19 protein-coding genes are annotated in these 23,777 nt (G+C 64.9%); 3 read left to right on the forward strand and 16 right to left on the reverse strand.

The annotated features are described in order from the left end of the window. Position 1: 1 nt before the first annotated feature. The 3 genes from AC56KL_RS03540 to AC56KL_RS03550 all read right to left on the reverse strand — a co-directional run bounded on the left by AC56KL_RS03540 (position 2) and on the right by AC56KL_RS03550 (position 5,711). Positions 2-1,609: a ShlB/FhaC/HecB family hemolysin secretion/activation protein gene (locus AC56KL_RS03540; protein ID WP_497178754.1), complete on the reverse strand. Its 1,608-nt coding sequence runs from the start codon at positions 1,607-1,609 to the stop codon at positions 2-4. A gap of 202 nt (positions 1,610-1,811) precedes the next feature. Next, positions 1,812-4,076: a CHASE2 domain-containing protein gene (locus AC56KL_RS03545; protein WP_497178755.1), complete on the reverse strand. Its 2,265-nt coding sequence runs from the start codon at positions 4,074-4,076 to the stop codon at positions 1,812-1,814. A 15-nt stretch (positions 4,077-4,091) separates the two neighbouring features. Beyond that, the gene (locus AC56KL_RS03550) at positions 4,092-5,711 is read right to left on the reverse strand and encodes a GAF and HD-GYP domain-containing protein (RefSeq protein WP_497178756.1); all 1,620 of its coding nucleotides are present in this window, start codon (positions 5,709-5,711) and stop codon (positions 4,092-4,094) included. A gap of 237 nt (positions 5,712-5,948) precedes the next feature. Between AC56KL_RS03550 and AC56KL_RS03555 the strand changes: the two genes are divergently transcribed. Both AC56KL_RS03555 and AC56KL_RS03560 read left to right on the forward strand, forming a co-directional pair. Then, the gene (locus AC56KL_RS03555; protein ID WP_497178757.1) at positions 5,949-6,854 is read left to right on the forward strand and encodes an MBL fold metallo-hydrolase; all 906 of its coding nucleotides are present in this window, start codon (positions 5,949-5,951) and stop codon (positions 6,852-6,854) included. 10 nt (positions 6,855-6,864) lie between these two features. Then, positions 6,865-9,225, forward strand: a complete 2,361-nt coding sequence (locus AC56KL_RS03560; protein ID WP_497178758.1) for a GspE/PulE family protein — start codon at positions 6,865-6,867, stop codon at positions 9,223-9,225. 135 nt (positions 9,226-9,360) lie between these two features. On the opposite strand, the gene pulA is transcribed toward AC56KL_RS03560, so the two are convergent. From pulA to rpsF, 8 genes are all read right to left on the reverse strand, one after another. Continuing rightward, on the reverse strand, positions 9,361-12,447 hold the full coding sequence (pulA, locus tag AC56KL_RS03565; RefSeq protein ID WP_497178759.1) for a pullulanase-type alpha-1,6-glucosidase: 3,087 nt from the start codon (positions 12,445-12,447) through the stop codon (positions 9,361-9,363). Positions 12,448-12,641: 194 nt separating this feature from the next. Further along, positions 12,642-13,652 (reverse strand): inorganic phosphate transporter, encoded by a 1,011-nt coding sequence (locus AC56KL_RS03570; protein ID WP_497178760.1) that lies wholly within the window; start codon positions 13,650-13,652, stop codon positions 12,642-12,644. Between the two features lie 24 nt (positions 13,653-13,676). Then, positions 13,677-14,303 (reverse strand): DUF47 domain-containing protein, encoded by a 627-nt coding sequence (locus tag AC56KL_RS03575; protein ID WP_497178761.1) that lies wholly within the window; start codon positions 14,301-14,303, stop codon positions 13,677-13,679. A gap of 88 nt (positions 14,304-14,391) precedes the next feature. Continuing rightward, positions 14,392-15,777, reverse strand: coding sequence for a replicative DNA helicase (locus AC56KL_RS03580; RefSeq protein WP_436104940.1), 1,386 nt, complete (start codon positions 15,775-15,777; stop codon positions 14,392-14,394). 132 nt (positions 15,778-15,909) lie between these two features. After that, positions 15,910-16,362, reverse strand: coding sequence for a 50S ribosomal protein L9 (rplI, locus tag AC56KL_RS03585; RefSeq protein WP_497178762.1), 453 nt, complete (start codon positions 16,360-16,362; stop codon positions 15,910-15,912). Positions 16,363-16,398: 36 nt separating this feature from the next. Beyond that, a complete protein-coding gene (gene rpsR / locus AC56KL_RS03590; protein ID WP_091874943.1) occupies positions 16,399-16,689 on the reverse strand; it encodes a 30S ribosomal protein S18 in 291 nt (96 codons plus the stop codon). Positions 16,690-16,738: 49 nt separating this feature from the next. Then, positions 16,739-17,029, reverse strand: a complete 291-nt coding sequence (priB, locus tag AC56KL_RS03595; RefSeq protein ID WP_497178763.1) for a primosomal replication protein N — start codon at positions 17,027-17,029, stop codon at positions 16,739-16,741. 39 nt (positions 17,030-17,068) lie between these two features. Next, entirely contained in the window at positions 17,069-17,458 is a 390-nt protein-coding gene (gene rpsF / locus AC56KL_RS03600) for a 30S ribosomal protein S6 (RefSeq protein ID WP_497178764.1), read from the reverse strand. Positions 17,459-17,754: 296 nt separating this feature from the next. Here rpsF and lexA point away from each other — a divergent pair, with 296 nt between their 5' ends. After that, positions 17,755-18,387, forward strand: coding sequence for a transcriptional repressor LexA (gene lexA, locus AC56KL_RS03605; RefSeq protein WP_497178765.1), 633 nt, complete (start codon positions 17,755-17,757; stop codon positions 18,385-18,387). 62 nt (positions 18,388-18,449) lie between these two features. Here lexA and AC56KL_RS03610 read toward each other — a convergent pair whose 3' ends face one another. The 5 genes from AC56KL_RS03610 to AC56KL_RS03630 all read right to left on the reverse strand — a co-directional run bounded on the left by AC56KL_RS03610 (position 18,450) and on the right by AC56KL_RS03630 (position 23,771). Next, on the reverse strand, positions 18,450-19,217 hold the full coding sequence (locus tag AC56KL_RS03610; protein WP_497178766.1) for a tetratricopeptide repeat protein: 768 nt from the start codon (positions 19,215-19,217) through the stop codon (positions 18,450-18,452). A 296-nt stretch (positions 19,218-19,513) separates the two neighbouring features. After that, on the reverse strand, positions 19,514-20,767 hold the full coding sequence (locus AC56KL_RS03615; RefSeq protein ID WP_497178767.1) for a cystathionine gamma-synthase family protein: 1,254 nt from the start codon (positions 20,765-20,767) through the stop codon (positions 19,514-19,516). Between the two features lie 10 nt (positions 20,768-20,777). Further along, entirely contained in the window at positions 20,778-22,301 is a 1,524-nt protein-coding gene (purF, locus tag AC56KL_RS03620) for an amidophosphoribosyltransferase (protein ID WP_497178768.1), read from the reverse strand. 37 nt (positions 22,302-22,338) lie between these two features. Next, entirely contained in the window at positions 22,339-22,827 is a 489-nt protein-coding gene (locus AC56KL_RS03625) for a CvpA family protein (RefSeq protein ID WP_497178769.1), read from the reverse strand. Positions 22,828-22,844: 17 nt separating this feature from the next. After that, positions 22,845-23,771, reverse strand: coding sequence for an SPOR domain-containing protein (locus AC56KL_RS03630; RefSeq protein WP_497178770.1), 927 nt, complete (start codon positions 23,769-23,771; stop codon positions 22,845-22,847). Positions 23,772-23,777: the final 6 nt, after the last annotated feature.

The following is a 23,777-nucleotide window of genomic DNA, read 5'->3' on the forward strand; positions in this document are numbered from 1 at the left end:
CCTAGTAGGCCAGGCCGACGCGCACGTGCAGCCTGTCCTTGTCGGCGCTGTCCAGCGCGCCCTCTTTCGCCACATGGCCGTAGTCGGCCTGCACGCTGACCGCGCTGCCCACCGAGAAGCGCAGGCCGACGCCGGCGCCGGCGATCGTGGTGCTGCGCAGTTCGCCCGGCAGCGCCTTGTTGCGCTTGCCGTAGGCGGTGTCGTAGAAGCCCAGCAGGCGGCACTGCCAGCCGCTGCGGCTGCACAGGTTCGGCGTGTACAGTTCGAGGTTCAGGCCCAGGCCCGAGTCGGCCGCCAGCTCGCGTTCGCGAAAGCCGCGCACGCTGGTGCTGCCGCCGGCGCCGAACTGCTCGCCCGGCACCAATGCGTCCGGCGAATACTGGCCGCTGGCCAGCACGCGCGTCATCCAGTCGCCGCTGCCGAGGGCGCGGGTCCAGGCGCCGTACAGGCGCAGCGCCGTGTAGCTGTCCCTGGCGCCGGCGCGTGCCGCCGTAAAGTCTTCCTGCTTGCCGCGCGAGCCGCCCGGGATGTTGCGCAGCAGGGTCGCGGCGAAGTTCGCTTCGCCCTTGTCCAGCGCCACGCGGCCCTGGTAGCCGATGCTGAGCGGACGCACGGTGACGTTGTTGCCGAAATCCTGGTCGAAGAACAGGACGCTGTTCTTGTAGGCCTTCACTTCCATGCCGAACACCAGGCGGCCTTCGAGATCGCTTGCGCCCAGGCTGCGCTTGGGCAGCAGCTGCGTGTAGCGGGCTCCGTAGACCGCGCCGCGGCCGCTGACGGCCAGGTCGAACACGCCGGCGCTCACCACGCCCGAATCGACGTCGGAATAGCTCGCGTACAGGTCCAGCGCCGCGTTCTGCCCATATAGCGGCACGTGGTAGCCCAGGCCCCAGACCGCCACCTGCGAGGGCTCCTCGACCGTGGTGGTGTACTGCAGGCTGGCGAGGTGGTCGCGTCCCCACAGGTTGGTATGCTGCAGCACCACGCCGGCGTGGGTCTTGCCGGTTTCGGCACTGCCGGTGTTGTCGAAGTTGGCCATCAGGTTCCATGGGCGCTCGTCGGCCACCTCGATGCGCGCATCCACCGTATCGTCCGATTCGCCGCTGCCGAGGCTCATCTTGATTTTCTTGGCCGGGTGTTCGTTGGCCAGCTTGAGGTTGGCCGAGACGCGGTCGAGGTTGGGCGTCTCGCCCTCGCGCAGCGCCGGCAGGCTGCGGCGGATGTTCGCTTCGCCGAAGGCGCGGTTGCCGTCGACTTTCACCTTGCCGATTCTTGTCTGCAGCACGTTCAGGCGCACCACGCCGCCATCGAGCTCCTGCTCGGGCAGCTGTACCGTCACCACCTTGTAGCCGCGCGCGTGGTACAGCGCTTCGACCGCTTCGAGCGCGCGCTGCACGTCGCCGAAGTCACGGCCCTTGCCGGTGAAGGGCCCCACCGCGGCCTCGATGTCCTGTGCGGACAAGAGGGTATTTCCGCTCACTTCGAAGCGCTTGACCTCGAAGCGCACGATGTCGTCCGCGCCGGCTGGTGGAGCTTCCTGCGCCCAGGCCGCGCTCACGGCCATCGCAAGCATTGAGCCTGCAAGCAGGCGCGCAAAGCGTTGTTTCATCGGATGTGCTTTATGAATTGTTGTTTTTATAAGATATTCTTATGAATCGGGCATGCGGTGGCCAGATAAACACCATGCTCGCTGGCAAGTTTAGCGAGCTTTTAGTTGCAAAGGAGAAAAAATAGGAGAGGCTCGGGAACTTCCCCCATAGAAAGGGGGACATTCCGTTGCTCCGTTGATACAACCAGTCTGCGCCGCAAACCTACTTGGTGTCGAAGGTGGTCACGCCATCCCAGTCCTGTCCCGGCGGATGCGCGCAGTAATGGGCGATCCGCTCCAGGTAGAGCCGATACAGGCCGCGTTCCGGATGGGCGCGCGCCAGCGCCTCGACCGCCTGTTGCGCGTCGCTCCAGGCCTGGCTGCGCACCAGGGCCAGGGCCGCCTCCCACTGTGCCAGCTCGTCGACGACTTCCCGCGCCAGCTCCGCCGGCTTGCCGAGCGGCTCGAAGATAGCGACCGGTTCGTTCTTGCCCTTGACCCGCACCAGGTCGAGTTCGCGGTAGGCGAATTCCGGGGCCGCCAGGCGGGTCGCGAGGCCAACCGCGATGCCCACGCCATACACCTTGGTGATGCCTTCCAGGCGCGAGCCCAGGTTCACGGCGTCGCCCATCACGGTATAGGCGCGGCGGATTTTCGACCCCATGTCGCCCACGTGCATGGGTCCCGTATTCAGGCCGATGCCAATCTTCAGTTCCGGCCAGCCGCGCGCCAGGAAGTCGCGGTTCAGGCGCGCCGCGCTGGCCTGCATCAGGAGCGAGGTCGCGACCGCACGGCTGGCGTGGTCGGGGAAGGACACCGGCGCGCCCCAGAAGGCCATCACGGCGTCGCCGATGTACTTGTCGAGCGTGCCCTGGTGGCTGGAGCGGATGTCCTCGGACATCGCGGTGAGATACAGGTTGATGTACTCGCGCAGCTCCTTCGGGCTCAGGCCCTCGGAGATGGTGGTGAAGCCGCGCACGTCGACGAACATGACCGTGAGTTCGCGGCTCTCGCCGTCCATGTTGTAGGCTTCCGGATCTTCGGCCATCTTTTCCACCAGCTCGGGGGCGACGTACTCGCCGAAGCGGGTGACCAGCGCCCTGCCCTTGCGGAATTCGAAGAAGTAGCCCCAGGCGAGGTTCAGGACGAACAGGGTGGCGATCAGGAGCAGGCAGATGAAGACGTTCGAGACGATGTCCATTTCGGCATACAACCAGTAATTGAAGGCGCCGACGGCCACGAAGGCAGATGCGGCCAGCAGCACCGACCAGGCGGGCGACAGGATCGCCAGCCCGAGGCTCAGCACCACTCCGACAACGAGCACTTGCAGGAATTCGATGCCGAAGACGTCGTAGGGACGCAGCTTGAAGCGTTCGTCCATCATCGACTTGATCAGGTTGGCATGGATCTCCACTCCGGGATACTGGGCGTTGACCGGGGTGGCCCGCAAGTCTTGCAAGCCTGGCGCGGAGGTGCCGACCAGCACCAGCGTCCCTTCCAACACGTCCTTGGGCGCGCGTCCCTGCAGCACGTCGGCTGCCGACACGTAGCGGAAAGCGCCGCCCTGGGGCCCGCCGGTACCGCGGAACTGGACCAGATTCGCCATGCCTTCACCCACCGGTACGTCGAAACGCTGGCGCCCGATCCAGAGCGACACGTAGTTCAACTCGCCAGCTGCCAGCGCGGCGCTGGACATCTCGTCCCTGGTTTCCAGCATCAGGGGCGTGATGGCGCGTGCTTCCACGAAGGCCGCCAGCGTCGCCAGCGACAGGGCCGGATAGAAGCCGTCGCCGATGCGCATCATCAGGGGCGAGGACCTGACCACGCCATCGGCATCGGGCACTGCGGTGAAGATGCCGGCGCCGCGGGCCGCCTTCTGGAGACGGGCGATGTTCGCCTCGTAGCCCTTGACGGAGTACACCTGGACCGCGCGTCCGTTCAGGATCTCGGTCGTGAACGACGGTGGCGGCAACACGCCCTTGGCCTGGTCGTCGGACACGTTAAATCCCAGTACCACGGGCTTGCCTGCGAGTGCAGCGGCAAACTGGCCGTCGTAGTCGAGCTGCCCCTTGAGCGCCCCGAGCTGGCGCTCGAGAGCAGGGACGCCCTTGAGTTCGTTCCGTGCGAGCCGGGCCAGCACGTCGTAACCCGAGCTGGTGTCGGGCTCCGGGAAGGAGATGTCGAAGCCGACTGCGCCGACGCCGTAGTGGTCGGTCAGCTGGGTCACAAGGCGGGCCAGCACGTTGCGGCTCCACGGGAAACGCCCGACCTCGGTCAGGCTCCTGGTGTCGATATCGACGATGACGATGCGTGGGTCGAGCTCGACCGGCTCGAGGCGCATGCGCATGTCGGACAGAATCGTGTCCTGGCGCTCGATCGCGTGGCTCGACCAGGCGCCATAGACATACAGCGCCGCGACGAGCGTCAGCAGCAGCCCGAGCGCCCAGCGCGCCCCATACCGGGAAAAAGCCTGGCGAATCCGTTTCATGCCCTGCCCCGCCACTTAAGGCTGGTAGCCCGGAATCTGCGACTCGTCGACCTCGTCGATCTGGTGCGCATCCATGTTCTTGTGCGCGAACTGCAGGTACACGCGGTTGCGGATGAAGATGTCGAACAGGTCCGGGTCGATGTGGCCATTCTGCGCGAACTTGCCGAGGATCTGCAGCGACTCCGACAAGGTCTTGCCCTTCTTGTAGGGGCGGTCGCAGGCAGTGAGCGCTTCAAAAATGTCGGCGATCGCCATGCAGCGCGCCTGCACCGACATCTGCTCGCGCGTCAGTCCCTTCGGATAGCCCTTGCCGTCCATGCGCTCGTGGTGGCCGCCCGCGTATTCCGGCACGTTCTTCAGGTGCTTCGGCCACGGCAGCGATTCCAGCATGCGCACGGTGACGTCGATGTGGTTGTTGATGATCTTGCGCTCGGCATCGGTCAGGGTGCCGAAGCGTACGGTCAGGTTCTGCAGCTCGTTCTCGCTCAGGAAGTTCTCCTCCTGGCCGCCTGGCGCGGTCCAGCGGTACTGGGCGATGCGCTGCACGCGCTCCTGGTCCTCCGGCGACATGCCCTCGCCGCCGACGTTGGCGCGGCGCAGGAATTCGCGGTCGGCGCGAATGCGCGATTGCTCCGACAGCAGGCAGTCTTCGATGGCCGCGGCGTTCGCGCCCGGCTCGAGGCGCGCGCGCAGCGCGCGGATCTCGGCGTCGCGCAGCAGCACCTCGAAGCGGGTATCCACCATATGGATGCGATCGAAGATGGTTTCCAGCTTGGTCGACTTGTCGACCACGTGCACCGGCGTGGTGATCTTGCCGCAGTCGTGCAGCAGGCCCGCGAACCACAGCTCCTTGCGGTCGGCGTCGCTCATGCGGAAATCCGCCATCGGCCCCTGGGTGGTGGCGTGCACCGCCTCGGCCAGCATCATGGTCAGCTCGGGCACGAACTGGCAGTGGCGGCCGGTATAGGGCGACTTCTCGTCGATGCCGATGTTGATCAGGTTGACCAGCGATTCCAGCAGGTTTTCCAGCTGCAGGATCAGGAGCTGGTTGGTCAGCGCCACCGCCGCCTGCGCCGACAGCGCCTCGATGAAGCGCTGGTCGGTCTGGCTGAAAGCGCGGATGGCGCCGGTTTCCGGGTCTTTCGCATTGACCAGCTGGAGCACGCCCACCAGTTCGCCCTCGTGGTCGGTCATCGGCACCGTCAGGAAGGATTGCGAGTGGTAGCCGAAGGCCGCATCGAAACTGCGCATGCCCGAGAAGTTGAACACGTCCGCCTTGTAGACATCCTCGATGTTCACCGACTGGTTGAAGTTGGCCGCGTAGGCGGCGACCGAGGCCAGGTTCTTGTTGCCGTAGCTGTCGTAGAGCGGTACCGGCGCGATGTCGATCGGCTTGCCGCTCACGCCGCCCTGGTAGATCCCGAGGCTGTCGTTGATCGAGATGTGGAAGCACAGGCTCTTCCGGTCCTCGCTGGGGCGGTACAGGGTGCCGCCGTCGGCATCGGTCATGAGCTTGGCGACGCGCAGGATGCGGTCGAGCAGCGCCGCGGTGTCGTGGGTGTCGCCGAGCGCCACGCTGACTTCCGTGAGCTGGTGCAGGCGTTGCGCGATTTGTGTGGGGCTCAGCTCTTGCATGGTAAACGGCCTGGGAAGAAGCAAATGCAGATGCGGGATGCATATGCATGCGGCAACTTTTTTGCCAGATGGTAATTGCCCGAAAGTGTAGCTTTGTTAAGACCGGCTGTATATCCCGAAGCGTGTTTACTGTGGAATTCCCACCAAAAACTCACAAATTGTGGATGCACTGGAGAACAAAGCCGCTATCATGATTGATGTTCTAGAACAATAACGACAGTTTGGCGGAGAAACCCAATGAAATTCCGTTTCTGGGGGGTGCGTGGTTCGATACCGTCCCCAGGCCCGCGTACCGCGCGCTACGGCGGCAATACCACCTGCATCGAAGTACGCAGCGACGACGGCGCCCTGATCATCCTCGACGGCGGCACCGGCCTGTTCCCGCTGGCCCAGCACATGCTGGCGCAGCCGCGCACGCCGCAAACGCCGCCGATCCAGGCGAACATCTTCATCACCCACAGCCATTGGGACCACATCCACGGCTTGCCCTTCTTCACGCCGCTGTTCATCAAGGGCAGCCGCGTACGCCTGCATGGCGCGCATGACGAAGTGACGGGACGCGGCATCGAGCACGTGATGGGCGTGCAGCTGCAGAACAGCTACTTCCCGGTGAGCGAGACCCAGATGGGCGCCACCATCGAGTACCGCACCCTCGACATCGGCGTGCCGGTCCAGGTGGGCGACGCGGTGGTGGGCAACGTCCTGATGAACCATCCGGTCACCAATCTCGGCTACCGCATCAGTTGCCGTGGACGCTCGGTGTTCTTCACCGGCGACCACGAGCACTGGCACAACCCCTACCGGCCGGGCGACTCGGCCTTCGACGCCTTCGAAGCACACCTGGGTGAGCGCCAGCGCGAGATCGACGCCGCCATGCAGGGCGTGGACGCCCTGATCGTCGACTGCTCGTACACGCGCGAGGAATACCCGTCCAAGGCCGGCTGGGGCCACGGCACCTTCGACGCCGCCATCGAGATGGCCCTGCGCGTCGGCGCCCGGGCCCTGTACTGCACCCACCACGAGCCGACCCGCAGCGACGACGAGCTGGAAAGCGTGTTCGCCGCCGTGCTGGCGCGCCACCGCGAGCGCCTGGGCGCGCTGAGCGTGCAGCTGGCCTTCGAGGGGCTCGAGGTGACGCTGTGAAGGGCAGGCCGTGAAGCGCGAGGAGGCAGGCAACGGCCTGGCCGACGACGCCGCCGGCCAGCTGGCCTTCTTGCAGAAGCTGCAGCGTGTTACCAACCGCATCCACGCCACTGCCAACGTCGAGGAGATCATGCTCGACCTGGGGCTGGATTTCTGCGACCTGCTCGGCTGCGACCGTTTCACCCTGTACGCCGTCGCGCCGGACCAGGAGCACATCGTCTCCAAGGTCAAGACCGGCCTGTCCACCTTCCGCGACCTGCGGCTGCCGATCGGCCCCACGTCGATCGCCGGCTTCGTGGCGCAGGCGCGGCAGCTGGTCGCGATCGCCGACGTGTACGACGAGGCCGAGCTGCACCGGTTATCGCCAGAGCTGCGGTTCCAGCGCGGCGTCGACCAGCGCACCGGCTACCGCACCCGCGAGATGCTGGTCGCGCCACTGCAGAGCGGAGCCGGCGAACTGCTCGGCGTGGTCCAGTTCATCAACAACCGCGGCGGCGGCCCCTTCCCGCCGCGCGCGATGGATGCGGTGCGCCAGCTGTGCGAAACGCTGTCGGTGGCGCTCGGCCAGCGCCTCGGCCACGGCGTGCGCGCGCGCATGCGCGGCAAGTACGATGCGCTGGTGCAGGAAGCAGTGCTTACCCCCTCCGAGCTGGAAGGAGCGAGCCGGCGCGCGCGCGAACTCGACCTTGAGCTCGAAGAGGTACTGGAAGGCGAACTGCAGGTGCGTCGCGCCGCCATCGGCGCCGCCCTGGCGGACTTCTTCAAGCTGCCCTACGAGCCCTTCCGCGCAGACCGGGTCAAGCCGGTGGACCTGCTGCGCAACCTGAAGGCGCAGTACGTCGAGGAGAACGGCTGGCTGCCGCTCGAGGACGGCGCCGGCGGCCTGGTGGTGGTCGCGGTCGACCCCGAGCGCACCGCGGCCAGCCGCATCGTCGCCCAGCTGTTCCCGAAGTCCAGGGTGAGCTGGCGCGTGACCACGCGCGCCGACCTGCGCCTCACCATCGAGCAGTTCTTCGGCACCGGCGCTGCCGCCGGCGAGAGCGTGGGCGAACTGCTGTCCGGCCTCGAGGAAGATGAGGACTACGAGACCTCCGCCGACATCACGGAAGCGGTCGAGAACGAACTGGTGCGCCTGCTGAACAAGGTGATCATCGACGCCTACCGCCAGGGCGTGTCGGACATCCACATCGAACCGCAACCCGGCAAGGGCAAGACCGGCATCCGCTTCCGCAAGGATGGCGTGCTGGTGCCCTACGTCGAGATCCCGGCGAGCTACCGCAGCGCGCTGGTGGCGCGCATCAAGATCATGTGCGACCTCGACATCTCGGAGCGCCGCAAGCCCCAGGACGGCAAGATCCGCTTCAGGAAGTATGGCCCGCTCGACATCGAGTTGCGCGTGGCGACCATTCCATCGAGCGGCGGCGTCGAGGACGTGGTGATGCGCATCTTGCAGGCCGGCGAACCGATTCCGCTGGCAAAGCTCGGCCTCACCGACTACAACCTGGGGCGCCTGCTGCCGGCCATCCAAAAGCCCTACGGCCTGTTCTTCGTGTGCGGCCCGACCGGCTCGGGCAAGACCACCACCCTGCACTCGATCCTGCACCACCTGAACACGCCCGAAACCAAGATCTGGACCGCGGAAGACCCGGTGGAGATCACCCAGAAGGGGCTGCGCCAGGTGCAGGTCAACCGCAAGGCAGGCCTCGACTTCGCCAGCGTGATGCGCGCCTTCCTGCGCGCCGACCCGGACGTGATCATGGTCGGCGAGATGCGCGACAAGGAGACCGTCAGCACCGGCATCGAAGCCTCGCTCACCGGCCACATGGTGTTCGCCACGCTGCACACCAACAGCGCGCCGGAATCGGTGGTGCGCCTGCTCGACATGGGCATGGACCCCTTCAATTTCGCCGATGCCCTGCTGGGCATCCTGGCGCAGCGCCTGGCGCGCCGCGTGTGTACGGCTTGCCGCACAGCCTACCACCCGGAGGATGCCGAAGTGGAGGCGCTGCTGGCGGAGTACTGCGAAGACCTGCGCGGGACTGCGCGCTTCCGCGACGATCCCGACCAGGCGCGCGCCGGCATCCTTGCGGGGTGGAAGGAGCGCCATGGCGACCCCGAAGGCCGCCTTACCCTGTACCGCGCGGTCGGCTGCAACGACTGCAACAAGGGCTACCGCGGCCGCATCGGCCTGCATGAGCTGATGCTCGGCACCGACGCGGTCAAGCGCCTGCTGGTCGAGCACAGCCGGGTTTCAAACCTGCTCGCGGCGGCGCTCGACGACGGCATGCTGACCCTCAAGATGGACGGTATCGAAAAAGTGCTGGCCGGCCTTACCGACATCAAGATGGTCCGGGCTGTCTGCATCAGGTAAACAGCACACGACACCAGGAACGGGCATGAAGATGCCCGCGGTGTCCGCCGGCTGGGCACGGCGCCGGGCCGGAGCCGCGGAACGAAAAACGGCCAGGAATTCCTGGCCGTTCCGTGTCGAGGTCCGGTCGCCCGCTCAGTCGTCGCGGCCCTCGCCCTGCTCGACGAACACCGCCGTGGTGCGCGCCGGGATGGTGAAGCTGCCGCTGCCCTGGCTGTAGCTGGAGGTCTTCACCACCGGATCATCCGACTTGCGCTGCACCTTGTGCAGCTTCAGCTTCAGGCCCTTCAGTTCCGGAATGGCGATCGTCTTCGCTTCCTTGTCCACGTTGAACAGCACCACCACGCTGCGGTATTGCGCGCCCGGGTAGCGGCTCGGCTGCTCGCCGTCGATCCGCATCACGACCAGGCCCGGCAACTGGTCCGGCCCGGTGTTGTGGAACTTCAGGCGCTCGCTCACGTCCTTCGCCGTGCGCAGGCGGAACAGGCTGGTGTCCATGCGAATCTGCAGCAGGTCTTCGAAGGCCTCCCTGGCCGACAGGATCGCTTCGGTGCTTGGCTTGATCAGCTCGTTGCGCAGGATCGGCGCCATCAGGCCCCAGTTGTCGCGGTTCTTGTCGCTCGATGGCAGGCCGACGGCGAAGTTGTTCGACGCGTAGCTGTAATCCAGGCGGTTGAACCAGTCGCCCGCGTTATAGCTGTCGCGGTCGAGCGACTTGGAGCGCAACAGTTCCTGGCCCGCATGAATGAAGGGAATGCCCTGCGCCAGCAGCACCACGGCCGCACCCAGGTTCTGCACCCGCACCCGGTCGGCCATGCTGGTCGATTGCGGCAGGCGGAAGGCGTTGATGTCGAACAGGGTCTGGTTGTCGTGCTTCTCGACGTAGTTGATGGTTTCGGCCGGGCTGGCCGTGTACCCTGCGCGCTGGCCGAAGTAGTCGATGTCGGCATTCGTGCGCAGCGAACCGAAGCGGTCAACGAAGCGGTAGTCGCGCAGCGTCCCGGACAGGCCCACGCGCACCAGGTCGGCCAGGCGCAGCGCATCGTCGCGCGACTGGTTCGCCAGGTGGTTCGGGTCGTACCATACGCCGTTGATGAAGCCCTGCTGGGTGATCAGGTTCTCGCCGCCGTCGCAGCAGCCGCCGCCCCGCACCGTATCGCGCAGGCGGTCGTTGAAGGAGCCGATGCCGGTGCCGAACAGGTTGGCCTGGCGCGCCGTCACGAAGCGCTGGTCGTCGGCCACGGCGCCGAAGTTCCAGCCTTCGCCGTACAGGTAGATCTCGCGGCCGGCCGCCTTGTTGACGCGTGCCTGCAGCTGCTTCATGACCTCGAGCGGGGCGAAGGTCATGATGTCGAAGCGGAAGCTGTCGATCTTGTACGCGCTGGCCCACAGCGACACCGAATCGATCATCAGCTTGCCCATCATCGCGTGTTCGGCGGCGGTGTCGGCGCAGCAGCTGTCGTTCAGGTTGGCGCCCTTGTCGTTCAGGCGGTAGTAGTAGGTCGGCACGATCTTGTCGAGCACCGACAGCGGTCCCTGCTGCGAGGAGCTGGTGTGGTTGTACACCACGTCCATGGCCACGCGCAGTCCGGTCTCGTGCAGGCTCTGCACCATCGCACGGAACTCGCGCACGCGCACGGCGCCGTCGTCGGTGTTCGACGCGTAGCTGCCCTCCGGCGCGTTGTAATGCACCGGATCGTAGCCCCAGTTGAAGCAGTCGGCATCGCGCACCGCCTCCACCGCAGCCTGCTGATCGGTCCAATCCGGCCCCGCCTCGGGAATCGCCGGGGTGATGCAGCCGGCTTCGTTGATGCTGGCCAGGTCGAAGACAGGCAGCAGGTGCACATGGGTCAGGCCGGCCTTCTGCAGCGACTTCAGGTGCCGCATGCCGTTCGAGTCGCGCTCTGTGAAGGCCAGGTACTTGCCGCGGCGGGCGGCGGGCACCGTCTCGTCGCTCACGCTGAAGTCGCGCACGTGCAGCTCGTACAGCGCGATGTCGGCCGGGTGGGCGAGCTTCGGCAGGCGGTGGTCGTCCCAGCCGCGCGGCTTGAGGGCCGGGCTGTCGAGGTTGGCCACGAAGGAGCGTGCGCTGTTGGCGTTCAGGCTGAGCGAGTACGGATCGGTGACGGTGTTGGTCACGATCGTGTTGTTGGCCCAGCGCGACAGCACCTTCACGGTATAGGTGTAATAGGCGCGGTTGGTCCAGGAGGCGCTAGGTGCGGTATAGCTCCACACGCCGGAGTCGGCATCGAAGCGCATCGGCGCCTGGCTGGCGGCCGGCGCATTCGCGTCCGGATAGATGTCGAGCATGACCGACTTGGCGGTCGGCGCCCAGAGGCGGAAGGTCGGCACGCCGTCGCCGTTGAAGGTGACGCCCAGCTTGGCATTGAGCGCCTTTGCGCCGAACAGGTCGTCGAGCATGCCGGCGTTCTGCAGCGAGGTGACCTGCACCAGCTTGCCGGCGGCGTCGAACTGGGCGATCGCGAACTGGGCGCTGGCCAGGCCGCCGAGTTTCGCGGCGTCGGCGTCGGACAGCGCCAGGCCGGTGGCGCCGGCCAGGTGCGGATGCCTGGCGCGCATGGCGTCCGGCAGCGGCGCCAGGCGCAGGTCCATGCTGCCGTCGGCGCCGGTGACGCCCGCGGCTCCGGAACCCAGGCCGCCGCCCGCCGCGTAGTACAGCCGGTAGCTGCCGTTCGAGGGCACGCCCGGCCAGGCCAGCACGTTCGCCGCCAGCCAGTGGGCGCTGGCATTGGCCAGGTTGCCGAAGCTGAGGCTCGGGGGCGCCGTATGGACGGTGCAGTCGCCTTCCAGCAGCCAGATTTCATGTCCTCGGGTGGCCACGTCCGCCGGCAGCGGCGCGCCCTGGTCGGCCCCGCAGTTCTTGGTGCCATTGCCGTCGGTGACGAGGAACCACATGGAGGTCTTGCCGGCGGCCAGCGGGATGTCGACGTAGCCGCCGAAGTCATCGCTCTGGGTGAACATGAAGCGGTCGGTGATCCAGGCCGAGCTCGGGTTGGCGGGGCCGTCCCAGGAGTACACGCCCCATTGCGCCGTATCGTTCTGCACGCGGCGGAAGTGGACGCGGATGGTATTGGCGGCCACCGGCGCGGAGGCAGTGGCGGCTGGCTGCTGGGCGTGGGCGGTGGCTGGCGCCAGGCCGGCGCCGGCCACCGTGGCGAGGATGCTGCAAGTGACCAGGCTGAGCCGCAGGCGTGAAGTCAAACTACTTCTAATGCGCATAATGTCCCCTATATCATTATTTTTACAGGTAGTGCCGCCGGTGCACTCACCTCAGCGGCGCTGGCGGCGTAGCACCGCCATGTAATATTACTACCATCGTTAAAAAATTTGTAAAGGAACACGCGAAAAAAAAGCAGGGCTTGCGCCCTGCTCTGCTGCCTGCCTCGCAAGCGGTATTACATGATGTGGGTGCCGATCCACCAGGCGATGGCGGCCATGAAGGCCGATGCCGGGATGGTGAACACCCAGGCCCAGACGATGTTGCCCGCCACGCCCCAGCGCACCGCCGACATCTTCTGCGAGGCGCCCACGCCGACGATCGCGCCGGTGATGGTGTGGGTGGTCGAGACCGGGATGCCGAAGAAGCTGGCCATCAGGAGGGTCATGGCGCCGCCGGTCTCCGCGCAGAAGCCGCCGACGGGCTTGAGCTTGGTGATCTTCTGGCCCATGGTCTTGACGATGCGCCAGCCGCCGAACAGCGTGCCGAAGGCGATCGCCGCGTAGCACGAGATGATGACCCAGGCCGGCGGCAGTGGGTCGTCCGGGCTGGTCACGCCGGCCGCGATCAGCAGCATCCAGATAATACCCATGGTCTTCTGCGCATCGTTGCCGCCGTGGCCGAGCGAGTAGCCGGCCGCCGACGCCAGTTGCAGGCGGCGGAACCAGACGTCGACCTTGCGCGGCGTGGACTTCACGAAGATCCAGGACACCATCAGCATGATGGTCGAGCCCAGGATGAAGCCGAGCATCGGGGCCAGCACGATGAACATCACCGTCTTGAGCAGGCCCGCGGAGATCAGCGCGCCGGTGCCCGACTTGGCCACCGCGGCGCCCACCAGACCGCCGATCAGCGCATGCGAGGAGGACGACGGGATGCCGTAGTACCAGGTGATGACGTTCCAGGTAATGGCCCCGACCAGGGCCCCGAAGATCACGTAATGGTCGACGACGTCGGCCTCGATGGTGCCCTTGCCGATGGTCTGGGCAACCTTCATGCTGACCACGAAGATCGCGATGAAGTTGAAGAAGGCCGCCATCGCCACCGCATGGTGGGGCTTGAGCACGCCGGTCGACACCACGGTGGCGATCGAGTTCGCCGAGTCGTGGAAGCCGTTCATGAAGTCGAACACCAGTGCCAGCAGCACCAGGAAGCCCAGCACGTAAATGCTGATATTTATAGTTTCCATGTTTCTTCTTGTTGTGCGCGCAGCTTATGCGTTCTCGACGATGATGCCTTCGACGATGTTCGCCACGTCTTCGCAGCGGTCGGTAACGGTCTCGAGGATCTCGTAGATCGCCTTCATCTTGATCAGGTTGCGCACGTCCGGCTCGTCGCGGAACAGCTTGGACATGGCGGCGCGCATCACGTGGTCGGCGTCCGACTCGAAGCGGTCGATTTCTTCGCAGATGGCGACGATCTTGGCGGCGTTGCCCATGTCGTGCAGCAGCGAGACGGCTTCCTGCACCTTCTTGCAAGCCGACAGGCACAATTCCGCCAGGCGCGCCGCTTCCGGGGTCACGGCGTGCAGGTCGTACAGCGAGACGGTCTGGGCCGCGTCTTCCATCATGTCGAGGATGTCATCCATGCTGGTGATCAGCTTGTGGATGTCGTCGCGATCGAGCGGGGTGATGAAGGTCTTGTGCAGCAGGTCGACGCATTCGTAGGTAATCTTGTCCGCCTGTTTTTCGATGCTCTCCACGGCGTGGGTGCGGTTTTCCAGGTCGTCGAAGTTGGTCATCAGGCCGAGCATTTCCTGCGCACCCTTCACGCACAGGGCGGCGTGCTGGTTGAACAGGTCGAAAAATTTGCCCTCCTGGGGCATCAGGCGTCCAAACATTGTGTTCTCCGTTGTGAATCTCTTGGGACTTCGAAACCGCTGCCACGGCTGGCGGCGGCGAGGTGGTGAATCCGCGGCTTGTCGCTGATTAATCGCCCTGGTAGACGCTCAGGTTGCCGCTGTAGTTGCCGAACTTGGTATAGGAGCCGATCCAGGTAAGGCGGATCGCCCCGATCGGGCCGTTACGCTGTTTGCCGATGATGATCTCGGCGGTTCCCTTATCGGGCGAATCGGGGTTATAGACCTCGTCGCGATACAGGAAGATGATCACGTCCGCATCCTGCTCGATAGCGCCCGATTCGCGCAGGTCGGACATGACAGGGCGTTTGTTGGGACGCTGTTCCAGCGAACGGTTCAGCTGGGACAGTGCGATGACGGGGCAATGCAGCTCTTTCGCCAGGCCCTTCAGGCTTCGCGAGATCTCCGAGATCTCGGCCGCGCGGTTGTCGCCCGGCTGGCTGCCCTGCATCAGCTGCAGGTAATCGACGATGATCAGTCCCAGCTTGCCGCACTGGCGCGCCAGGCGTCGTGCCCGTGCGCGCATCTCGATCGGGTTCAGCGCCGGGGTCTCGTCGATATAGAGCTGGGCGTCGTTCATCTTCTGGATCGCGTGCGTCAGGCGCGGCCAGTCTTCGTCGTTCAGGCGGCCGGTACGCAGGCGGTGCTGGTCGAGCTGGCCCACCGAGCCGAGCATACGCATGGCCAGCTGGGCGCCGCCCATCTCCATCGAGAACACGGCCACCGGCAGGCCGGCTTCGATCGCCACGTTCTCGCCGATGTTGACCGAAAACGCGGTCTTTCCCATCGACGGACGGCCGGCCACGATGACCAGGTCACCCGGCTGCAGGCCGGAGGTCATGCGGTCGAGGTCGATGAAGCCGGTCGGCACGCCGGTGATTTCGCCCTGGTTCTCGCGCGAGTACAGCTCGTCGATGCGCTCGACGACCTGCGTCAGCAGCGGCTGGATCGGGTTCCAGCCCTGCTGGCCGCGCGAGCCCGTTTCGGCAATCGCGAAGATCTTGGACTCGGCTTCGTCGAGCATCTGCTTGACTTCCTTGCCCTGCGGGTTGAATGCATTGCCCGAGATTTCGTCGGCGACGGTGATGAGTTTGCGCAGGATGCCGCGGTCGCGGACGATTTCGGCGTAACGGCGGATATTCGCCGCCGACGGGGTGTTCTGCGCCATCGCGTTCAGGTATTGCAGGCCGCCCACTTCCTCGGCCTTGCCGAGGTTGTTGCAAGCCTCGTAGACCGTGATCACGTCGGCCGGCTTGCCGGCATTGATCAGGCGGACCATCTGTTCGAAGATGATGCGGTGGTCGTAGCGGTAGAAATCGTCCGCGTTCATGAAGTCGGCGATGCGGTCCCACGCGGCATTATCGCGCAGCAGGCCGCCGATGACGGACTGTTCTGCTTCGATGGAATGCGGCGGGATGCGCAGGGAGTCGACTTGCGGATCGGCTGGGGAATTCATGGCGGGCATTATACCTTCTCCTGTCATACGGCTGTCATAAATGACCGGTTTTTCAGGACGTAAAAAAAGCCGGGCAAGCCCGGCTTTTCGTTTTTACAACAGAAGCTTAGTGCAGCTCCCCTGGTGCATTCATCAAGCAGCTTCGCCGACGACGGCGATGGTGATTTCCGAGACGACGTCGGTGTGCAGCGCGACGGCGACCGGGAATTCGCCGGTGGTCTTCAGCGGGCCGGTCGGCATGCGAACCTGCGCCTTTTCGACCGGGAAGCCTTGCTTGCTCAGGGCTTCGGCGATGTCGAAGTTGGTGACCGAACCGAACAGACGGCCGTCCACGCCCGCCTTCTGGGCGATGGTGACGGTCATGCCGCTCAGCTTCTCGCCTTGCGCCTGGGCAGCCGACAGCTTTGCAGCTGCTGCTTTTTCCAGTTCGGCGCGCTTGACTTCGAACTCGGCCACGGCAGCCTGGGTGGCGCGGCGCGCCATCTTTTGCGGGATCAGGAAGTTACGTGCGTAACCGTCCTTGACCTTGACCACGTCGCCCAGGTTGCCGACGTTAACAACTTTTTCCAAAAGGATAATTTGCATTTTTTTCTCCAGAAGTTCTGATCTGTTCGCCGCGGATTAACCGTGGTGCAGGTCGGTGTACGGCAGCAGCGCGAGGTAGCGTGCGCGCTTGATGGCGGTGTCGACCTGGCGCTGGTAGTGCGCCTTGGTACCGGTCAGACGTGCCGGCATGATCTTGCCGTTTTCCTGGACGAAGTCCTTCAGGGTGTCGACGTCTTTGTAATCGACCTGTTCCACGTTTGCAGCGGTGAAGCGGCAGAACTTCTTGCGCTTGAACAGCGGATTCTGCTGCTTGCGCTTGAGTTTTTCTTTAGCTTTGTTTTTGTCGAACTTTTTACCGAATGCCATTTTTGAGGCTCCTGTATCTGTAATCTAAATTGGCCGTGTCGCTGGGCGACTATGCGGCACTGAAATCAACGATGTGAAACACCAAGGCTTTGCTGTTGCGGCCTTTCCTTGCAAGGAATCCTTCGAAGCGGTAAGCGGCGCCGAGTTCGGCGCTGGCGACCTTGCCTGAAATCTCGCCCGCGGCCAGCGCGGGAAGCTCAAACTCGACCAGCCTTGCCACCCCTGCTTCCTGCTGCTGCGAACTGTGCTGCAGCATTGCGCCCACGATGGGAACGCCGGCCGGGGTAAAACGCAGTACGTCTCGCTCCGCGATGGTCGCGATGAGCTGGAACCGGTTCACTGCGCTGTGTCGCTTCTTGCTGAATTCCTCAGGAAAACCTTAGGCAGCGGCGGCGGCCGGGGCAGGGGCTGCTGCTTCTGCGCGGTGGCTCTTGGCTGCGTCTTCGCGCTGGACCGACTTCATCATCGGCGACGGTGCGGTTTCGGCCTTCTTCATCTTGACGGTCAGGTGACGCAGGACGGCATCGTTGAACTTGAATGCGGTTTCCAGCTCGACCAGGGTCTCGTTGTCGCACTCGATGTTCATGCAGATGTAGTGGGCTTTCGGCAGCTTCTGGATCTGGTAAGCCATCTGGCGACGGCCCCAGTCTTCCACGCGATGGATGTTACCGCCGCGGCTGCTCACCGTGGCCTTGTAACGCTCAATCATCGCCGGGACTTGCTCGCTCTGGTCCGGGTGGACGATAAAAACGATTTCATAATGACGCATGCAACACTCCTTAAGGACGTTTAAACAAATGCCCACCTCGGCGTCAAGACGAGTGTGGGAAGGGGTAAGCCGAACATTATAGCCGGAAAAATGTGCAGTTGGGAAGGTGGAGCGTGTTTGCGAAGCCAGATGAGCCGGCATGAAGCAAGGAATGATGCGTGCATCCCGCCACAGTTACGTCCATCGGAACCGCATTGCACAAATTTTTCACACTTTTCCCGTGTTTGCCCTTGCGTATATCAGAATACTGTACAAAAATACAGTCTGCTCTTACAACCATTTGCCGTAAAACATCCATGCTCAAGCTCACCCCAAGGCAAGAACAGATCCTTAACCTGATCAAGGAAGCGATCGAGAACACCGGTTTCCCGCCGACCCGCGCCGAAATCGCGGCCGAGCTGGGCTTCAAGTCGGCCAATGCGGCCGAGGAGCACCTGCAGGCGCTGGCGCGCAAGGGCGCGATCGAGATCTCGCCCGGCACCTCGCGCGGCATCCGCCTCGTCGGCGCCTCGGTCGAACAGGTCCCGATGCCGCCGCCGAACCTGATGATGTCGCTGCCGCTGGTCGGCCGCGTCGCCGCCGGTTCACCGATCCTGGCCCAGGAACACGTGGAAGCCACCTATTCCGTCGATGCGGCCATGTTCTCGGCGCGGCCGGACTTCCTGCTGAAGGTCAAGGGCTGGTCGATGCGCGACGCCGGCATTTGCGACGGCGACTTCCTGGCGGTGAAGAAGATCGACAGCGCCAAGAACGGCCAGATCGTGGTGGCACGGCTGGGCGAGGAAGTGACGGTCAAGCGCTACCGCAAGACCGGCAACCTGGTCGAGCTGCTGCCGGAAAATCCCGATTTCAAGGTGATCCAGGTGAGCCCGGAAGACGAGTTCGCACTGGAAGGCCTGGCCGTCGGCCTGATGCGCAGCTGGCACTAAGGCTCGCACTCAGGCTGGACTGCGGCCGGTGCGGGCTTACCCGCGCCGCGCCGCCAGGCGGCTTATTGGATCTTCTTGTCCGCCCAGTAGGAGTCTTTCTTGGCGGACTTTACCATCTTGTTGTGCTCTTCCACGTAGGCCTCGGTCGCCGAGCGCCACGCCGCGAAGTCGGCCAGCACCAGCTTCGAGCTCACCTTCGCTTCCTCGCTCAGGTTTTCCTGCAGTTGCGCGAGGTAGGCCGTTGACTTCTCGACCTCTTCCTTGTTCATCAGCTTCTGGATGTCGGCAGGGATGCGCTTGGTCAGGGGCATTGCCTCGTTCAGGTTGGTGACGAACTTGTTGTAGCACTGCTGCCACACGCCCACCGCCGCACCGATGCGGTCGATGTCCGCGTTGACCTTCGACATCGCGGGGATCCGCGGCGCCACGCAACGGAATTCGCCCGACTTCAGGTCTTCGCCGTCGTAGCCGCTGATCCAGTAGTCGATCTCTTTCCTGCGCTTGAGGCGCTGGTCCATCAGTTCCAGCGAAGCGGCGGCTACCTTGTTGCCCTTCGCAGCCGCCTTCCTGAACAGCGCCTCGGCCTTGGCTTCGTCGACCTGCCCTGCTTCGCCGTACCAGTACATCTGGCCCAGCGCCTGTTGCGCCTCGGGATTACCGGCATTGGCCAGCTTGGTATAGATCTTCAGCGCCGCCGGGTAGTCCTTTTTCTGGAACAGGGCGTTGGCATCTTCCAGCTCGCCGGCATAGGCGGCGCCGCACAGCAGCAGGGATGCAAGGAACAGCTTGGTCTTCATGGGCGGATCGAGGAGGTGAAAAAGAAATCCCATGATAGCGGCAATCCGGGGCCCGGCTCAACCGCTGAAACAAAAAGCGTGGCACGCTTCTCGTAGGGCGGGCGGCTACACCCCGGAGGCCGGTACACCCGCGGCGTGAACGCCGCCCGCGCGTTCAACTCACATTCGAGCTGAGGCGCAGCTCAAACACTGTCTGAACGCGCTGGCGGCGGTGACGCCAGCGCTGATCCAGCGCACGGGTGGAGCCGCCCACCCTACGAAACAGCAAGCCCGCGGTAGCCGCCATGAAAACGGCAACCCGGATCTGCCCTTGTCCGCAGTGCGTATCGTCAGGCGTCGAGCGCCTGGCGGAAGTCCGCCAGCAGGTCCTCGGTATCCTCGATGCCCACCGACACCCGGATCAGCGACTCGGCGATACCCATGCTGGCGCGCCGCTCCGCCCCCATCTCGAAGAAGATCGTGTGCGCCACCGGGATCACCAGGGTGCGGGTGTCGCCCAGGTTGCTGGCCGGGATGCCGAGCTGCAGTCGGTTGAGGTAGTCGAAGGGGTCGATGGAATCGACCAGCTCGAAGCTCATCAGGGAACCGGCGCTGCGGAACAGTTCCTTCACGATGCCGTGTTGCGGATGCGAAGCCAGGCCCGGATAGTGGACCGCCGCCACCCTGTCGTCGGCTTCCAGCATCTGCGCCAGCGCCAGCGCGTTGGCGCTGGTGCGCTCCATGCGCAGCGCCAGCGTCTCCGCGCCCACGGCGATGTGGTGCGCCGCTTCCGGCCCGAGGGCCGCGCCGAAGTCGCGCAGGGCCTTGGCGCGCAGCTGGGCCAGGCCCTGGGCGCTTGGGGCCTGCTTGCGGAAGTTGGGCGCGATATGCGGGTAGGCGCTCCAGTCGAACAGGCCGGTATCGGTCAGGGCGCCGCCCAGGGCGATGCCGTGACCGCCGATCGATTTGGTCAGCGAATTCACTACCAGGCCCGCCCCGACCGACTTCGGGCGGAACAGCCAGGGCGTGGTCATGGTGTTGTCGACCACGTAGAGGATGCCGCGCTCGCGGCACAGCTGTCCGATGCGGGCCAGGTCGGCGACCTGGGTGCGCGGGTTGGCGATGGTTTCGACGAACACCATGCGCGTGTCCGGTTTCAAGGCCGCCTCGACGTTCCGGACATCCGTCGCGTCGACGAAATCGACGGCCACGCCCTGCCCCGCCACGGTCTGCCACAGGCTGTTGGTGTTCCCGAACAGGAAGGAGGACGAGACGATGTGGTCGCCCGCGCGCAGCAGGGCCTGGAACAGCGCGCCGATGGCGCCCATGCCGGTCGCGAAACAGATCGTGCCGACGCCGTCTTCCATCCTGGTGATCTTGTCTTCCAGCGCAGCGACGGTCGGGTTGCCCTGGCGGCCGTAGCGGAAGCCCGGCTCCTTGCCCTGGAACACGCTGGCCAGCTGGCGCGCGTCGCCGTAGCCGAAGGCCACCGAGGTGTGCACCGGCTTGTGCAGCGAGCCCTGCTCGATGCTCTTCCTGCGGTCGTTGTGCAGGATCGTGGTCGTGAAACCGTAGGAGGCCGGCTTGCGATGCGCTTCGCTCATGCTCTCGCCCTTATTCCGCAGTCGCCGGCGTGTTCAGGTTGAGCTGGGTGCGCACCGGATCCTCGACCTGGTTCTTCTTCGGGTTGTGGCGCGCGGTTTCCTGGCGGTCCAGGTATTCCGGGGTCACGTCGCCCGTCACGTACACGCCGTCGAAGCAGGACGCCTCGAAGTTCTTCAGCGCCGGATTCACGTCCGAGATCGCCTTCTTCAGCGCATCCACGTCCTGGTAGACCAGGCGGTCGGCCGTGATTTCCTTGCACACTTCGTCGACGGTGCGGCCGTGCGCGATCAGCTCGTCGCGGGTCGGCATGTCGATGCCGTACACGTTGGGGTACAGCACCGGCGGCGCGGCCGAGGCGAAGAACACTTTCCTGGCGCCGGCGTCGCGCGCCATCTGCACGATCTCGCGGCTGGTGGTGCCGCGCACGATGGAATCGTCCACCAGCAGCACGTTCTTGTCCTTGAATTCCGAGGCGATCGCGTTGAGCTTCTGGCGCACGGACTTCTTGCGCATCCCTTGACCAGGCATGATGAAGGTGCGGCCGATGTAGCGGTTCTTGATGAAGCCTTCGCGGTATTCCACGCCGAGCTTCAGGGCCAGCTGGATCGCGGCCGGACGCGAGGAATCGGGGATCGGCATGACCACGTCGATTTCCTCGACCGGGATCTCGTTGCGGATCTTGTCGGCCAGGTATTCGCCCATGCGCAGGCGGGTCGCGTACACCGAGGCGCCGTCGATCACCGAGTCCGGACGCGCCAGGTACACGTATTCGAAGGCGCAGGGGTTCAGCGACGGATTTTCGGCGCACTGGCGCTCATACAGCTTGCCGTCGTTGTCGATGAAGATGGCCTCGCCCGGCGCGATGTCACGCACGAAGCGGAAGCCCAGGCCTTCCAGCGCCACCGATTCGCTGGCCACCACGTATTCGGTGCCGTGTTCCCCCTCGTTCACGCCAAGGCAGATCGGACGGATGCCGAAGGGGTCGCGGAAAGCCAGCATGCCGTGGCCGGCGATCTGGGCCACGACGGCATAGGCGCCGCGCACGCGGCGGTGCACCGCCGCCACCGCCTTGAAAACCGCGTCGGTGTCCAGGTTATAGCCGTCGGCCGCTTCCTGGATTTCGTGCGCCAGCACGTTGAGCAGCACTTCCGAATCGGAATCGGTGTTGATGTGGCGGCGGTCGTTCTTGAACAGCTCTTCCTTGAGCTGGGCCTGGTTGGTCAGGTTGCCGTTGTGGGCCAGGGTGATGCCGAAGGGCGCGTTCACGTAGAACGGCTGCGCTTCCTCCTCGCTCGACGAGCCTGCAGTGGGGTAGCGGCAGTGGCCGATACCGGTATTGCCCTGCAGCGAACGCATGTTGCGGGTGCGGAACACGTCACGGACCAGGCCATTGGCCTTGTACATCGAGAACATGCTGCTGTGATTGGTTGCAATCCCGGCCGCGTCCTGGCCGCGGTGCTGCAGGAGCAGCAGTGCGTCATAGAGAAGCTGGTTGACGGGATTGTTCGAGACGACGCCGACGATGCCACACATGGTGCGCTCCTAAAACTGGACAGCTTGATTACAAAAATTAAAACTTCACATGCTGCGCCAGGGCAGCAGGGAGGAAAGGTTTCACAGTGCGCGCGCCGGTTTCCGCCATGGGCGACAGCAGCGCATTCTTCCAGAAATCCGCTTGCGGGATGGAAGTCATCCCACACAATATGACGGCGGCAAGCACGATTACAATGCCCCTCGCTAATCCGAACAATCCGCCGAGCCCCCGGTCCGCCAGGCTCAGGCCGGACGCCGTGATCAGGGCCCCGATCGCCAGCGACAGCAAGCCCATCAGTATCCGCGCACCGAGGAACAGCAGCACGAAGGCCATGATCAGGCGCGTGGCTTCGCCGGGCAGCACATCGGGCAACATCGGCGCCAGTGTCGCGCCGTAGGCATTGGCCACCACGAAAGCCACGATCCAGCCCAGCAGCGACAGGATCTCCTTGACCAGCCCGCGCAGGGTGGAAATGATGACCGACGAACCCAGCACGAACAGGACCAGGTAATCGAAAATCGTCACGCCCGCTCAACCTTGCATCAGAGCGGCACCATGGTGCCCGACAGGCCCATGCCGATCAGTTTCGAGCGGATCTTTTCGCCCTCTTCCCTGGTATACGGCCCCACGCGCACGCGGATCAGCTCGCCGGACTTCTCGGTGAACGAGGACACGCCGGCCGCGCGCAGGCGCCCCTGCAGCTCGTTGACCTTTTCCTGGGTCGCCAGCGCGGCCACCTGCACCACGTATTTCTGCGACGGGCCGACGGCCTTGACGGCCGGCTTGCCTTCCAGGATGGCGATGGCGCGGGCCGCGTCGTCCTGGGTGCGCGGTTTTTCCGCCGCCGGCAGCGGCTTCACGGCCGGCTTGTCGACCGGTTTCTCGAGCGGCCTGTCGATCTTCTTCGGTTCGGCTTCGGCCAGCTTGACCGGCTTGTTCTCCACGGCCGGCTTGTCCGTCCCGGGCGCTTCCGGCTCCTGCGGCGCGGCACGGGCGGTGTCGATGGTGCGCAGCGGCGGCGGGTCGGACGGCGGCGTCGCCGGCCGGGCGTCCGGCGCAGGCGTTGGAGGCGCCGCGTCTTCCGGCTCGACGATCTCCTCGCCGCTGTCGACGGTGGCGGCGGCGGGCACCGGCAGCGGGGCCGTCTTGTCCTTGGCCGGAATATGGATGGCGATGTCTGCGCCGAGCGGCTTGGGCTCGGAGTCGAGCAGCATCGGCAGGCCTACCGCCGCCGCGAGGGCCAGCGCGATGGCGCCCACCAGGCGGCGGCGTGCGCGCTTCTTCTCGGGCAGGATCGGATCGGCGCCAGAACGGCCGGGACCGCGGCCGCGGGTGGCGCCATCGCCGGCGTGGGTTGCGCGCTTGGACCGGGCCTGCTGCCCGTAGGCGGCATCGTCGTCCTTGACGAAGTGGCCACTGTCCCGGACAGTGTCTTGCTTGTTTTTGCTACCGAACGAGAACAAGCCCATGCGTAT

This window comes from Telluria sp. ZB4P34 (genome assembly GCF_059686055.1).